Here is a 13,969-nt window from a genome sequence, read left to right as displayed (position 1 = left end):
TTTGCTCTAACTTTAGTGATTTAATTTTTAAAATATCTCCCGTCCCAAATATAAAAAACATATCACTTAAAAGTGATAAATAAACCAAAAAAATCGTTATGTTTAACATGATGACTTGGTGAGGTCATTCCCATTAATTGTTTATTCTGAATACTCTTTAAAAAACATATCTATCATTTCGGAAATCACGCCTTTGACGACATTCCGATCTTCATCATCTTTTAAATCTAGCCCGCAAAAAGCACTTCCATTAAAATCTGTATGCAAATTGAGATAATAACTGGATGAAACAAGTATCGCCATTAAAGCTCTAAACTTTTTTGCTTCTGAGCCAAAATACCTGTCTGTAATGCTGGCAAACATCTCTTCTCCGGCAGCCTCCCGTTCATCAGCTAATTTCCTTAATGCAGATTTTGACTCGGACAATTCCCAAAGAATTATCTTTTGAAGCTCTTTATTTTTTTTTAATTCATCAAATTGGCCGCTAAGTAAAACTTTTGCTAAAACCTTCCCTCCATCATTAATGTCTGTAGTCTCTACCAATTCGGAAACAGAGTTCCAATAATCCCTTTGTTTCAAATATTCGTTAATTAACTTATCAACACTGCCATAATAATCATAGATTAATTTTTTGTCTACGCCGGCCGCCGTAGCAATTTTGGTTACTTGTAATCCTTGATATCCCTTAGATTTCAAAATTTTTCCAACGGCATTTAGCATTCTAAGTTTCGTCTTTTCTTTGTCTCTAATGGGACCCTGAACTTTTTTACGAATCATTTGAACGAATTTGATGCAATTTGCAATTTTTTATTTATATCCTCAAAGGCATTAAGCGTCTTATCGAGCTGGGATTTTGTATGAGTTGCCATTACAGCCATTCTTATTCGGGCATCTTTTCTCGCAACGGCCGGATATAGGATTGGATTGGTATAAATTCCTCTATCAATTAACATCCTGCCTACATCCCCGGTAATATGCGGATCACCAATTTTGACCGGTACTATTGCTGACGAAGTTGTACCAGTATTTAGCCCTAAACTTTGCAATCCACTTTTAAAATAATTGATATTTTCCCAAATTTTAGCTCTCCATTGTGGCTCCTCGTCAATAAGCTCTATGGCTTTAATAATACCCATTGACGATGGCGGAGCCGTTGCAGAAAAAATCTGCTGCTGTCGCGATTGAAACCTTATGAAAGCGGCCAATTTTGGCGATGTAATGACATAACCGCCAACATTTGCAAAGGTTTTACTGTTTAGAACGATTATAAATTTCAACATTAATCTCTTTTCAGTGATTTATATTAAATAGTTTTTTAGATTTGACACAAATAAAAGGATCGAGAAACTACATGATTCATTTTGAATATAACTCATGAAAAACAACATAATCATATTATTTTTTGCAAATTGCCTGAGTATATCATCTAAAATACATGCGCAGGAAAAAAAAGACTCCATTTCCACGAAGGAAATTCAGGAAGTTTTAATTAAAGCACAGCGGAAAAAGCAGTTTGCCGACCACGCCAACTATACTTTCGATAAAGAAGCCCTGGAAAAAGCACGGCATTCCAAAGATTTGCTTACCACGCTTCCCGAACTGCAACTCGACCCGATTTCCAATACTGTTACAAGTATCAGGGGTGGAAAAATTCTCTTTCTGATTAATGGAATTGAAGCCAGCGACAACCAGATTAAAAGCATTGCGCCGACAAATGTTGTGCGTGTGGAATATTTCGACATTCCGCCTGCAAGATATTCACAGAGAGCCGATACCGTGGTGAACATCATCACCAAAAATCCCGAAATCGGGTATTCCTACGGTGCGGATGTTACTTCTGCATTAACAACAGGTTTTGTGAACGGTTCTGCATATGCAAGATACACCAAAGGCAAAAACGATTTCGGACTGGAATATTCCATTAACTTGAGAGATTACGATAACCGTATAGTTGATAAAATCTACGACTACAACTTGAACGGCAGCCACTATAATTCCACAGAACAGCAGAAAGATCATTTTGGCTACACCAACCAGAATATCGCATTAAGATACGCGAATGTGGTTCCCGGTAATTATACATTTCAGGCGAAAGGAAGCATTTTCATTAATTCAAATTTCAACAAAGGTTTGGGGCTAAGCGTTTTCACAAAAGATAACTTAGCGGAGAACCACAGCACCATTCACAACAGCAATTCCGCCTACACCGCACCGACTTTAGATCTTTATTATTCCAAAAATATCGGCAAAAAGGACGAAGTAAGTTTAAACTTAATTGGCTCGCACTACAACACGAATTCCTCGCAGTTCGACCACGAATGGAATACTGAAACCAACTCCGATATCTTCAACAACGATATGAATCTGAAGGCGAAGCAGACCGGCATCGTGGGTGAGATTGCGCACGTCCATCAGTTTGAGAAAGGCAAATTGAGTTCCGGCTACCGCATTTCCAAAACGGCGATTTCCAATGATTTGGTGAATCTTCTAGGAAGTTCGCACTATGATGTGAATTATCTCGAACAATATCTTTACACCGAATATTCTGGAAAATGGGATAAATTGGGCTATCGTGTAGGCATCGGCGTTACAAATATCCACAACAAAAGCGCGGAAACCACTCAGGACGACTGGGCGCCTACACCAAAACTCGTGTTGAGTTATGATTTGGCGAAAAACCAAAGTTTGCGGTTTACGAGTACATATACTTCGAATAGTCCTTGGGCTTCAGCATTGAGCAGCAATGTTACACAGATTGTTCCGAATATTGTTCAGCGTGGAAATCCGTATTTGAAGTCTCAACATTTATTCAGAAACAATTTTATTTATTCTTACGACGGAAAGAAACTGGATGTAAATGTAAACGCGTTTTATAATATTGTGGATAAATACTTTGCACAAATTTTTGAAACTGATGCGGTGACAAATGGTTATGCATTAACCTACCAAAATGCGGGTTTCAATGAAAAAGGTATTCAGATAAGTGGCTCTTACAAGCCTTTTGGAACGCAGGTTTTGGTCATAAAAGCATTTGTCCAGCCTGTAGGAATGTCTCTAAAACTATATGACGGCAGAAAATTTAATAACACTTTTATAAGAAGTAATTTTGCATTAACCTCGCAATTTAAAAACTTTGGAATTTATTATAATTTCAGCCTGCCTGTTTATCAAATCAACGGTGCGTTTTTAAGTTTGGATGAGAATCAGAACAATTTCCTCGTTTCCTATAATTTCAAACAAAATTTACAGATATATACTGGTGCCTACTGGCTTGGGATGCCTTCCCATTACCACAATAAAACTTTGGAAGGTAGTATAGTGCTAAATGAACGGATTTCAAATATATATAACAATAAAAATATGTTCGTCCTCGGTTTGAGTTATAATTTTTCTTCAGGTAAGAAACTGCAGATCCAAAAGAAACTGAACAACTCCACCGCTCCGGCTTCAACGTTTTAAACTGATTTTCTCGTTTCTAATTTGTAGTGCGCAATGCAAATGTGAAATGTTTAAATACAGCTTTCTTTAAAGCAAAAGATTTATTAATAATTTCCAAAAAAAAGATTAAAATGGAAAAGCAAAATCAAAAATTCCAAGAATTGGTAAAAAAAATGGAAACACTTAAGGAAAACGCGAAAGGGCAAATAAAAGGGGGATTCTCAAAATCCACCTCTTTGACTAAATCAAGGGATATTCACAAGTATTTATGATTTTAAAGACAATCCACACAAATCATAAATACTTAAAAATCAAGCAAAATGATTACTCTGTGGGATTCATTGGGATATACAAATACTTCCCTACGGGCTACGACTTTCAAGCGCAATCACTTTAAAATCAAATGGTTGCGTTTTTAATTTTACCATTGTTCCCAAGACTGTCCCAAATTTTTCTTTTCCTTATTTTGCAGAGAATTTTCTGAGAGGGATGCACCGCTTTTTTACCGAAGTTTATTTCAAAATTTCTAAGCAAAAATTGCCTTGGCTGCTGGGTTTGCTGGCATTTCTTGTACTTTGTATTCTATGCATCACCAAAATAAATTTCGAGGAAGATATCAGCCAAATTATCCCGAAAAGTGACAAGGCAGACATCACGGCAAAAGTCCTGAAACAGCAGAATTTCTCGGATAAAGTGATTGTAATTGTCGAGAAGAAAAACGCTACCGATGATTACGCGCTTTCCGAAACTGCCGATGATTTCCTCGAAAAAATCGAGCCGCTAAAACCCTACATCAGCGATGTCCAGGGAAAAGTAGATGACGAAGAAATCCTGCAGTCCTTCCATTTCATCAGCGAAAACCTGCCGATTTTCCTGGAAGAAAAAGACTACGAAATCATCAGGGAAAAATTAAACAACGACAGCATTTCCCAAAAAATTTCGGATAATTTTTCCACAATGCTTTCGCCAACAAGTGTTGTCACAAAGGATTTCATCCGGAAAGACCCGCTTGACTTTTCGGGAATTGCGCTCCAAAAATTAAACAGCCTGAATTCTAATAGCAATTTTCAGCTGGAAGACAATTATGTGGTGAGTGAAAACGGCCAACATCTGCTGCTGTTCATCGAGCCGAAATTTGGCGGCAGCGAAACCAAGAACAACGAGAAATTTGCCGAAGGCCTGGAAAAAATTCGTGGCGAACTGAACCAAAAGTACCGCGGCAAAACGGAAATCTCGTATTTTGGCGCACCATTAATCGCCGTGGCGAACGCCAAACAGATAAAGCACGACATCCAAAGCACCGTGCTGGTTTCGATGGCGCTGCTTCTCCTGCTGCTCATTTTCTACTTCAAAAACTGGCTCACGCCGCTCATCATCTTCGTTCCCACCGCAGTTTCCGTGATCATTTCGCTCGTCATTATTTATTTCATCAAAGACCGGATTTCCGCAGTTTCGCTCAGCATCAGCGCAATATTGGTGGGGCTTACGGTGGATTATGCGCTGCACATCCTCACGCATTACAAGCACAAAACGAACATCGCCGAACTCTACCGCGAAATTACGCAGCCTGTGCTGATGAGCGCCGCAACCACGGCGGTTTCCTTTCTGTGCCTAGTTTTCGTGCGAAGCGAAGCGTTGAAAGACCTCGGCATTTTTGCGGCAATCACTGTGATGCTTTCCGCCATTTTTTCGCTCATCATCATTCCGCAAATTTACCGGCCTAAGGCTGTGGAAATAGAACCGAAAAAAACACTGATTGACAAAGTGGCAGGCTACCCTTTCGAACGCTATAAATTCCTGATAATCAGTTGCTTAATTACAATCCCGGTTTGCCTTTTTGGTTTCAGCAAGGTGAAATTCAATAGCGATATTTCTGACCTGAATTTCGTGCCGGAAGAAATGCAGCAAAGCGAAGCTAAGTTGCAGAGTATCACAGATTTAGCGGAAAAATCGGTATATGTTTTTTCCTATGGAAAGACAGCGGAAGAAGCGCTGAAGCACAACACTAAAGTTGCCGAATTTCTGCGCCAGGAAAAATCCGGCGGAAACATCCTGAACTTCACTTCTTCCGGCGAAATTTTGATTCCAGAAAGTTTGCAAGGGGAAAGAATTACCCGTTGGAAAAATTTTTGGGACGATGCGAGAAAAGCCCAAACCATTGCCAAAATTAAGTCGGCAGGAAAAACCAGCGGTTTTAGTGAGAGCGCTTTTTCTGAGTTTGAGGAATTGTTGTACAGAAACCATCACCCTTTGCAAATTAATGAATTTCAGGAACTTCCAGCGTTAAGGCTGAACGAATTCCTCACCGAAGAAGATGACCTTGCAACTTTGGTGAGCATCGTAAAACTGGACGAGAAAAAGCGCGGCGATTTCATCAGTGCTGCCGAAAAAAACCCGAACACTTTGGTGATTGACCGCCAGCAGATGAACGAGAATTTTCTTGGCCTGCTGAAAGACGATTTCCTTAGCCTTATCAATTATTCCCTGATTGCCATTATCGCGATTTTCCTGCTGTTTTTCAGGAACTTAGGCCTTACAATTTTCGCCATCATTCCGGTTTTGCTTTCCGGCATCGTCACCGCAGGTATTTTCTATTTTCTCGGGCTGGAACTCAACATCTTCAGCACCATCGTTTGCACGCTGGTTTTCGGTGCCGGTGTAGATTTCAACATATTTCTCACAAAGGCTTTGCAGAAGGAACTTTCCACCGGGAAAAGCGCGCTGCCCACCTACCGCGTTTCCATCATTCTGGCGCTCATCACCACACTATTGGCGATCGGCTCGCTGATTTTCGCAAAACATCCGGCGCTAAAATCCGTTGCAGCGGTAGCAACGGTGGGGATGCTTTCCGTGGTCATCATTTCATTTACAATATATCCGCTGATTTTCAGTTTCATCCGAAAGCGCACGCAGAAAGGCCTTCAGCCGGTGAGCATCCGCGTTTTTCTCAACTCAGTTTTCTCGCTGATTTACTATGCTTTGGGCGGATTTTTCTTTTCAATTTTGGCAATGATTTTCGGGAAAAACGCACAGCGCATCCTGAAAGTTCCGGCATCGAAATTCCTGGTGTCCGTGCTATACACGAACCCCTTCGTCCGCAAAAAATTCATCCCAAACCCAAGCGAAGATTTCAGTAGGCCTGCCGTAATCATCGCCAATCACACTTCATTTCTCGACACTTTGGCAATGGCAATGGTAACGCCCAAAATCGTTTATTTGGTAAATGATTGGGTGTACAACTCGCCGATTTTCGGAAAAGTGGTGAAGCGCTTCGGCTTCTACCCTGTGTCTCAGGGCATTGAAAACGGCCACGATGTTCTGCAGGAAAAAATCAACCAAGGCTATTCCCTGGCGGTTTTCCCGGAAGCTCAGCGCTCGGAAACCAACCGTGTTCAGCGCTTTCACAAGGGTGCCTTCTACCTTGCCGAAAAATACGGGCTTGATGTGGTGCCGGTGTTCATCCACGGAAATTCTGAAGTGATGCCGAAAGGCGATTTTATGATTCACGACGGAAAAATCACCGTGAAAGTTGGCGGCAGAATTTCGGCCGATGATAAAAATTTCGGCGAAAATTATTCGGAAAGAACGAAGAAAATCCAGCAGTTTTACCGGGAAAAATTTCAGGAATTCCGAAATGAAATGGAGGACGAAAATTACTTTAAACCATTGATTTTCGGAAGTTTCCTTTACAAAGAACGGGAAATTTCAGAGGAAGCGAAACGGGATTTTGAAGAAAATAAATCGGCGTATTTTGAAATGAACCGCCTGATTTCTGCCGATGAGAAAATCCTGCATTTCTGCGGTGATTTTGGGCAGATTGATATGCTTCTGGCTTTGAGCGAAAGCGCGCGGAAAATCCACAGCGTTATTCCGGAGGAAAACCGGCGGAATATTGCCTCAGAAAATTTTGTGGTAAAGAAGCGCAGGATTTTCTACCACGCGGAAATTCCTGAAAATCAACATTTTACAACGCTAATCATCTCGGATGAAAATGTTCCAGAAATTAGCCTGCCGGAAAGCATCCGCCAAATTATTATTGCGAGATGCAAAAATAATGGTAAATTTACCGAGTTCTCAGCGGCACGGCGCAACGAAAAAATCACCGTGCTGAAACGCTGAATTTTAGCAACATTATGCCGAAAAACATTCTCGTAGTTTATTATTCGCAAAGCGGACAGCTGCAAGACATCGTGAAAAACATTGCGGAGCCATTTTCGCAAAACCCTGATTACAGCGTGGATTTCTACCAAATTCAGCCGAAGGAAGATTTCCCGTTTCCCTGGCCTGAAGATGTTTTCTACAACACCTTCCCGGAATCTTACCTGCAAATTCCGCGGGAAATTTTTCCGCCAAGCCAGGAAATTTTAAGCAAGAAATACGACCTTATTTTATTCGGCTATCAGGTATGGTTTCTCACGCCATCCATTCCCACCATCTCTTTCCTGAAAAGCCCTTTCGCCGAAAAACTTCTGAAAAACACACCAGTTGTCACGATTTCTGCAACGCGGAATATGTGGATGCTGTCTCAGGACAAACTGAAAGCGCACCTGAATAGGCTGGGCACAAAACTGGTGGGCAACATAGCCCTGGTGGACAGGCACGACAACTACACCAGCGTTATCACGATCCTGAACTGGATGAGCACCGGTAAAAAAGAGCAGAAACCACCGCTGCCAAAGGCCGGCGTTTCGGATAGGGAAATTGCGGGGGCCAGAAAATTCGGCGAAGTTATCAAGCCATTTTTAGACAGGGCAAATTATGACGGATTACAGGAGAAGCTGTTGCAGAAAGGCGCCGTAGAAGTTCGCCCGTTTTTAGTAAAAGTGGAAGAAGTGGGCAACAAGCTTTTCACCTTTTTCTCTGGAAGAATCAAAAAAAATCCAGCGCAGCGAAAGTTTTGGGTGAAGCTTTTCAAGATTTATCTGATGACGGCAATCTGGATTGTATCACCTATCGTGCTGATTTTCTATAACTTAACCACGCCGATTTTCCGGAAGGAACGGCAGAAAAAAATTCAATACTACAAAGGCATTTAAAAAATGAGCGAAGTTTATATCACAAGATTATCAAAATATTTCCCCGGAAACCCTATCAGCAACGATGAAATGGAAGACTTCCTGGGCTATGTGAATGGTACGCCTTCCAAGGCTAAATCTCTGATTCTCAGAAACAACGGCATTAAAACCAGGTACTATGCCCTCGATAAAAACAGCGTGCCTACGGAGACGAACGCATCCATCACTGCGAAAGCTGTGGAAGCCCTGCTGGACGATGATTTTACGAAGCAAGACATAGAAGTGCTTTCCTGCGGAACAACTTCTGCAGATCAAATTCAGCCTTCGCACGCTTCAATGGTGCACGGCGAACTGAAGCCCGAGAAATCCTACGAAGTGAATTCTGCCACAGGTCTTTGCAATTCAGGGATGAATGCCCTTCAGTACGGCTATATGTCCGTAAAATCGGGCAATTCCAATAATGCGGTTTGCGTAGGCTCAGAGCGGTTTTCAGCGTGGATGACCGCCGATAAATTCAACGAGGAAGCGGAAAACCTGAAACAGCTTGAAGAGCGGCCAATTATCGCCTTTAAAAGGGAATTCCTTCGCTGGATGCTTTCCGATGGTGCAGGCGCTTTTCTTTTGGAAAACAAACCGAGAAATGGCGGCGTGAATTTGCGGATTGAATTCATCGATTTCTATTCCTACGCGCACGAACTGGAGGCCTGTATGTATTCCGGTGCGGAAAAGCAGGACGACGGCTCGCTGAAATCCTGGGCGGAATATCCTGCGCAGGAATGGCTGAACCAATCGATTTTCGCGCTGAAGCAGGATACGAAGCTTCTCGGCGAAAACATCCTGAAAAAAGGTGCCCAGGCCTTGCGCACTTCTTTCGACAAGCACAATCTGAAGACGGAAGAAATTGATTATGTCCTTGCGCACATTTCGTCCAACTTTTTTAAAGACGGGCTAAAGGAAGAATTTGCAGCGCTGGATATGGACTTCCCTGCGGAAAAATGGTTCTACAATCTGTCAGAAGTTGGCAACATCGGCGCAGCTTCCATCTACATTGCGCTGGAAGAGCTGGTAAATTCCGGCAAACTGAAACAGGGCGAGAAAGTGCTGCTCTGCATTCCGGAAAGCGGCAGGTTTTCGTATTCCTGCGCACTCTTAACGGTGGTTTAATTTTTTGCCCGAATTCATTAAAGCCAAAATTTTGTCGCCAAGCAGCTTACCGATTACCGATATTTCCCTTGTGGAAAAACTCATTCCGCAGGCTGAGCCATTCCTGATGGTGGATGCCCTACTGGAATTTTCCGAGACGCATTTAAAATCCGGCTTCACGATTCCTGCCGAAAATATTTTCTGCGAAAACGGAAAATTCCAGGCACCCGGAATTTTGGAGCATCAGGCACAATCTGTGGCGCTGCACACCGGCTTTCAGTATTTCCTGAAGGGTGAAGCTGCGCCGGTTGGCTACCTTGGCGCCGTGAAAATCTTCGAGGTAAAAAAATTAGCGAAAATCGGTGAAACGCTGGAAACCGAGGTGGAAATCCTTGCAGAAATGGAAGGCATTACGCTGGTAAAAACCACTACGAAACTTGCCGGCGAAACCATCTCAACCGCCGAACTGAAAACAATCCTTGCCTGAAAAATGCGGAAGAACATCGACCTGCAAAACATATTGCCGCACCGTGAACCGATGCTGATGACGGACGAAGTTCTGGAAATCAACCACGATTCTGCAACTACGAAATTCCTGGTAAAGCCGGACAATATCTTTTGCGAAAACGGGAAATTCAACGAAGCCGGCTTGATTGAAAACTGCGCGCAAACCTGCTCTACAATCACCGGGCAAAATCATTTCATAGATGATGAAAACCCCGATGTCATCGGCTTTATCAGCAATATTAAAAAAGTAAAAATCCACGCCCTGCCAAGCTGCGGCGCAGAAATTATCTGCAAAGCCAGGCTGCTTTCGGAATTTGAAAATATTTGCCATATTGCGTGCGAAAGTTTTGCCGGCGAACAGCTATTGCTGGAAGCGGAAATGGTAATGTTTTTACAAAAAATCAGCGGATGAAAAAGGGCGAAGTACCGCAGGAAGGCGGCTACCTGGAAAAAGCGAGAATGACGGAAGTGCTATATGTAACGGATGAAAACGACCGCTACACCACGGAAAAAAGCAGCGGCTGGGATGCGAAAAATTCTGCCCTGGATGAATCTATGGCGCTGATTGAAGAGCGCGTGCAGGCCGCGAAAACGCAGGTGAAAAACGGCACGGCAAGCCCAATACATTATTTTATGGAAATGAACAAAATGGACTGGAATGTTCTGGCGGCCTATGTTGGAAAATGGGCCTGGTTCGTGAAAGCCGATGCGAAGCCTAAGAATTTCGCAAGATTAAGCGATAAAAATTTGCAAAAATATGCCGATGCATTCGGAATTCCTGCGGATGAATTAAAAAACTTTGACGGCAACTGATGAAACTGCAATTTGAACATCATCAGGCGGCGCACTGTGAAAACGGCGTGGCATCCAACCTTTTGAAAAGTCAGGGCTTGGAAATCAGCGAGCCCATGGTTTTCGGCATCGGTTCCGGTCTATTCTTCGTTTACCTCCCATTTTTAAAGGTGAATTTTGCACCGGGATTCAGCTACCGTTCGATGCCTGGCAGCATTTTTTCAAAAGCGGCAAAGCGGCTCGGCTTTAAAATAAAACGGCAGAAATTCCGCAATCCAAAAGATGCGCAAAAAGCGCTGGACGAGAATCTTCGCAAGGGAATTCCCACAGGGATGCAGGTTGGCGTATTCCACCTCACCTATTTTCCGGAAGAGTATAAATTCCACTTCAATGCCCACAATCTCGTGGCTTTCGGCAAGGAAAACGGCGAGTATCTGATTTCGGACCCTGTGATGGATTTCCCGACAAAACTTACCGAGGCAGAGTTGGAAAAAGTACGCTATGCAAAAGGTGCTTTTGCGCCGCGTGGCCATATGTATTTCCCGGTGGAAGTGCCTGAAACCGTGGAACTTGCATCGGCGATAAAGGCAGGCATCCGGGAAACTTCGAAGCGGATGCTGGCACCGGCACCAATCATAGGCGTGAAAGCGATGCGCTGGGTGGCGAAGAGCATACCAAAATGGGCAGCGAAAAAGGGCGCGAAAACCACGAACCATTACCTTGGGCAGCTCATCAGGATGCAGGAAGAAATAGGTACTGGTGGTGGCGGTTTCCGCTTTCTGTACGGCGCTTTCCTGCAGGAAGCGGCGGATGTTTTGCAGAACGAGGAGCTACGCGAACTTTCCAAGGAAATCACGATGATTGGCGATTTGTGGCGGGATTTTGCGGTGGATATTGCACGGGTTTACAAAAACCGGAATTCGAAAAGCGATATTTACAACCAACTTTCCAAGCAGATGCTGCATATTGCCGATTTGGAAGAAGCATTTTTCCGCAGGCTGAAGAAAGCGGTTTGAGTATATTTGCGAAAAGTTTTGGCCTGATGCCTGCAATCATCCAAATTCAGAATCTTTCAAAAAAATATAAAAATGCTGCGGATTTTTCAATCCGTGATATTTCCCTTAAAATTCAAGAAGGCGAAATTTTCGGGCTGCTCGGTCCGAACGGCGCCGGCAAAACCACGCTGATTTCCATACTGTGCGGTCTGCTTCAGCCAACTTCCGGAAGGTATGAGATAGCTGGATTTTCGCCGGACAGAAATTTACGGGAAATCCAAAAAATCATCGGTATCATTCCGCAGGATTATGCGCTTTACCCAAGCCTTACAGCAACGGAAAACCTGATGTTTTTCGGCAGCCTTTTTGGCTTGAAACACGATGAACTGAAGCAACGGATAAAAAGCGGACTGGAAAGAGTGGGGCTTTCGCAATTTGCCGACAGAAAAATTGCGCACTTTTCCGGCGGGATGAAACGCCGCTGCAACATTCTCGCAGGCCTGCTGCATCAGCCAAAAATCCTTTTCCTCGATGAGCCTACCGTAGGCGTGGATGTGCAGTCAAGAGCTTTAATCATCGACTTTCTTAGGGACATCAATCAAGCAGGAACTACGATTATTTACACATCGCACCACCTCTTGGAAGCGCAGAACCTCTGCACGGAAATCGCAATCATCGATCACGGAAAAATCTTTGCGCAGGCTGAGCCTCAAAACCTGATTGCCAGCACGGAAAACGCTACCGATCTAGAAGGCGTCTTCATAGCATTAACCGGAAAAAACCTTCGCGATGCTGTATAAAATTTGGCGTGCCATCGTAAAAGAATTCCAGATTTTATCGCGCGACATCGGCGGTTTAATCATTATTTTCCTGATGCCATTGCTGCTCATCATCACCATCACGATGATTCAGGATTCGAGTTTCCGAAATTTTGACGACACCAAATTGCCGATAATTTTCATCGACAAAGACAAGGGCGAAGTTTCGCAGAGCATCCGCCAAAGCATTTCGGAAAGCGGCTCCTTCGAAATTCTGGAAAAAGGCTTCGATGAAAATTCAGCGAAAAAAGCCGTGTTTTCTGGAAAATATCAGATGGCGGTAATTCTGCCGGAAAACCTGAGCAAAAATCTTTCGGACAATATTAATTTCCGTGTTGAAAGCATTATAGATGCCCTGGGCTACAACCCAATCGCTGACAGTTTGGCACAAAAAAATCCTCCGCCGGAAACCGCCGATATTGAACTTTACTTCGACCCTGCTGCAAATGACGGTTTTAAAAACGGGATGAAAACCGCAATCGATAAGATGATTTTCCAGGTGGAAAACCAAAAAATCTACACGGCTTTTGAAGAGCAACTGGACGCGGACGGCAGCATCCTGAGAGGCGATAAACTCATCAGTTTCAAAGAAATAACGCCGAACGGAAATGCTGGTGCGAAGCCAAATTCCGTGCAGCACAATGTTCCGGCGTGGTCGCTTTTCGCGATTTTCCTTATCGTAATTCCGCTCTCCATCAATTTGGTTCAGGAAAAACAACAGGGCACGGCAATCCGCCTGAAAACAAGCCCGGCGCCTTATGCACTGCACCTTCTCGGCAAAACGGTGGCGTACCTTTTCATTTGCATTTTACAATTTCTAATGATGCTGGCCGTCGGGAAATGGCTCTTTCCGTTGCTTGGCCTTCAGAGTTTCGAAGTTTCCGGGAAAATTTTTCCGCTAATGTTTCTGACCGTTTTTGCAGGCTTGGCAGCCATCGGCTTTGGAATTTTGGTGGGCACGGTTTTTAAAACGCAGGAGCAATCGGCGCCATTCGGTGCAACTGCGGTGGTCATCCTTGCAGCAATCGGCGGAATTTGGGTGCCGGTTTTTATGATGCCGGAAATTATGCAGGGCATCTCGAAATTTTCTCCGATGAATTGGGGCTTGAAAGGCTACTACGATATCATCCTGCGCAATGCAGGTGTTCTGGAAATCCTGCAGCACAGCGCGCTTTTGCTGCTGTTCTACTTGGTTTGCTGTGGCGCTTCCATCCTTTATGAACGGAAAAAATCCGATGTTTAATTTTGCAAAAATCTTCTG

Annotated in this window: 13 protein-coding genes; 11 read left to right on the top strand and 2 right to left on the bottom strand. The window is 43.5% G+C overall.

Annotated features, from left to right (window positions below):
- Window positions 1-141: 141 nt before the first annotated feature.
- Together IMZ16_RS07805 and IMZ16_RS07800 are read right to left on the bottom strand one after the other, a co-directional pair.
- Complete coding sequence (locus IMZ16_RS07805) at window positions 142-777, bottom strand: TetR/AcrR family transcriptional regulator (RefSeq protein WP_193439584.1); 636 nt, start codon at window positions 775-777, stop codon at window positions 142-144.
- Entirely contained in the window at window positions 774-1,280 is a 507-nt protein-coding gene (locus tag IMZ16_RS07800; protein ID WP_227411495.1) for an aminotransferase class I/II-fold pyridoxal phosphate-dependent enzyme, read from the bottom strand. Before IMZ16_RS07800 ends, IMZ16_RS07805 begins: the two co-directional genes overlap by 4 nt.
- 94 nt (window positions 1,281-1,374) lie before the next feature.
- Here IMZ16_RS07800 and IMZ16_RS07795 point away from each other — a divergent pair, with 94 nt between their 5' ends.
- From IMZ16_RS07795 to IMZ16_RS07745, 11 genes are all read left to right on the top strand, one after another.
- Window positions 1,375-3,459, top strand: a complete 2,085-nt coding sequence (locus IMZ16_RS07795) for a TonB-dependent receptor plug domain-containing protein (protein WP_193439583.1) — start codon at window positions 1,375-1,377, stop codon at window positions 3,457-3,459.
- A gap of 26 nt (window positions 3,460-3,485) precedes the next feature.
- Window positions 3,486-3,710, top strand: a complete 225-nt coding sequence (locus IMZ16_RS07790) for a hypothetical protein (protein ID WP_193439582.1) — start codon at window positions 3,486-3,488, stop codon at window positions 3,708-3,710.
- Window positions 3,711-3,927: 217 nt separating this feature from the next.
- Window positions 3,928-7,557, top strand: coding sequence for an MMPL family transporter (locus IMZ16_RS07785; protein ID WP_193439581.1), 3,630 nt, complete (start codon window positions 3,928-3,930; stop codon window positions 7,555-7,557).
- Between the two features lie 14 nt (window positions 7,558-7,571).
- A complete protein-coding gene (locus IMZ16_RS07780) occupies window positions 7,572-8,474 on the top strand; it encodes a dialkylrecorsinol condensing enzyme DarA (protein WP_193439580.1) in 903 nt (300 codons plus the stop codon).
- A gap of 3 nt (window positions 8,475-8,477) precedes the next feature.
- Entirely contained in the window at window positions 8,478-9,617 is a 1,140-nt protein-coding gene (locus tag IMZ16_RS07775) for a beta-ketoacyl-ACP synthase III (RefSeq protein ID WP_073179227.1), read from the top strand.
- Between the two features lie 4 nt (window positions 9,618-9,621).
- On the top strand, window positions 9,622-10,083 hold the full coding sequence (locus IMZ16_RS07770; protein WP_227411494.1) for a hypothetical protein: 462 nt from the start codon (window positions 9,622-9,624) through the stop codon (window positions 10,081-10,083).
- A 3-nt stretch (window positions 10,084-10,086) separates the two neighbouring features.
- Window positions 10,087-10,515 carry an ABC transporter permease gene (locus IMZ16_RS07765; RefSeq protein WP_193439579.1) on the top strand — a complete coding sequence of 143 codons (429 nt, stop codon included), beginning with the start codon at window positions 10,087-10,089 and terminating at the stop codon, window positions 10,513-10,515.
- Complete coding sequence (locus IMZ16_RS07760; protein WP_193439578.1) at window positions 10,512-10,916, top strand: hypothetical protein; 405 nt, start codon at window positions 10,512-10,514, stop codon at window positions 10,914-10,916. The genes IMZ16_RS07765 and IMZ16_RS07760 overlap by 4 nt, the downstream gene beginning before the upstream one ends.
- The gene (locus IMZ16_RS07755; RefSeq protein ID WP_193439577.1) at window positions 10,916-11,911 is read left to right on the top strand and encodes a BtrH N-terminal domain-containing protein; all 996 of its coding nucleotides are present in this window, start codon (window positions 10,916-10,918) and stop codon (window positions 11,909-11,911) included. Before IMZ16_RS07760 ends, IMZ16_RS07755 begins: the two co-directional genes overlap by 1 nt.
- Before the next feature lie 26 nt (window positions 11,912-11,937).
- Window positions 11,938-12,690 (top strand): ABC transporter ATP-binding protein, encoded by a 753-nt coding sequence (locus IMZ16_RS07750; protein ID WP_193439576.1) that lies wholly within the window; start codon window positions 11,938-11,940, stop codon window positions 12,688-12,690.
- A complete protein-coding gene (locus IMZ16_RS07745) occupies window positions 12,680-13,951 on the top strand; it encodes an ABC transporter permease (protein WP_193439575.1) in 1,272 nt (423 codons plus the stop codon). Before IMZ16_RS07750 ends, IMZ16_RS07745 begins: the two co-directional genes overlap by 11 nt.
- Window positions 13,952-13,969: the final 18 nt, after the last annotated feature.

The organism is Cruoricaptor ignavus, assembly GCF_014961145.1.
In the GTDB taxonomy this organism is placed as follows: Bacteria; Bacteroidota; Bacteroidia; order Flavobacteriales; family Weeksellaceae; genus Cruoricaptor; species Cruoricaptor ignavus.
Note: the sequence above shows the minus strand (reverse complement) of the source record. Positions and strands in the feature narration are given on the sequence as shown.

Bases quoted from the DNA above. Each gene is read 5' to 3' on its own strand.
- IMZ16_RS07805 (WP_193439584.1), bottom strand. From the start codon at position 777: ATGATTCGTAAAAAAGTTCAGGGTCCCATTAGAGACAAAGAAAAGACG.
- IMZ16_RS07800 (WP_227411495.1), bottom strand. From the start codon at position 1,280: ATGTTGAAATTTATAATCGTTCTAAACAGTAAAACCTTTGCAAATGTT.
- IMZ16_RS07795 (WP_193439583.1), top strand. From the start codon at position 1,375: ATGAAAAACAACATAATCATATTATTTTTTGCAAATTGCCTGAGTATA.
- IMZ16_RS07785 (WP_193439581.1), top strand. From the start codon at position 3,928: ATGCACCGCTTTTTTACCGAAGTTTATTTCAAAATTTCTAAGCAAAAA.
- IMZ16_RS07780 (WP_193439580.1), top strand. From the start codon at position 7,572: ATGCCGAAAAACATTCTCGTAGTTTATTATTCGCAAAGCGGACAGCTG.
- IMZ16_RS07775 (WP_073179227.1), top strand. From the start codon at position 8,478: ATGAGCGAAGTTTATATCACAAGATTATCAAAATATTTCCCCGGAAAC.
- IMZ16_RS07765 (WP_193439579.1), top strand. From the start codon at position 10,087: ATGCGGAAGAACATCGACCTGCAAAACATATTGCCGCACCGTGAACCG.
- IMZ16_RS07760 (WP_193439578.1), top strand. From the start codon at position 10,512: ATGAAAAAGGGCGAAGTACCGCAGGAAGGCGGCTACCTGGAAAAAGCG.
- IMZ16_RS07755 (WP_193439577.1), top strand. From the start codon at position 10,916: ATGAAACTGCAATTTGAACATCATCAGGCGGCGCACTGTGAAAACGGC.
- IMZ16_RS07750 (WP_193439576.1), top strand. From the start codon at position 11,938: ATGCCTGCAATCATCCAAATTCAGAATCTTTCAAAAAAATATAAAAAT.
- IMZ16_RS07745 (WP_193439575.1), top strand. From the start codon at position 12,680: ATGCTGTATAAAATTTGGCGTGCCATCGTAAAAGAATTCCAGATTTTA.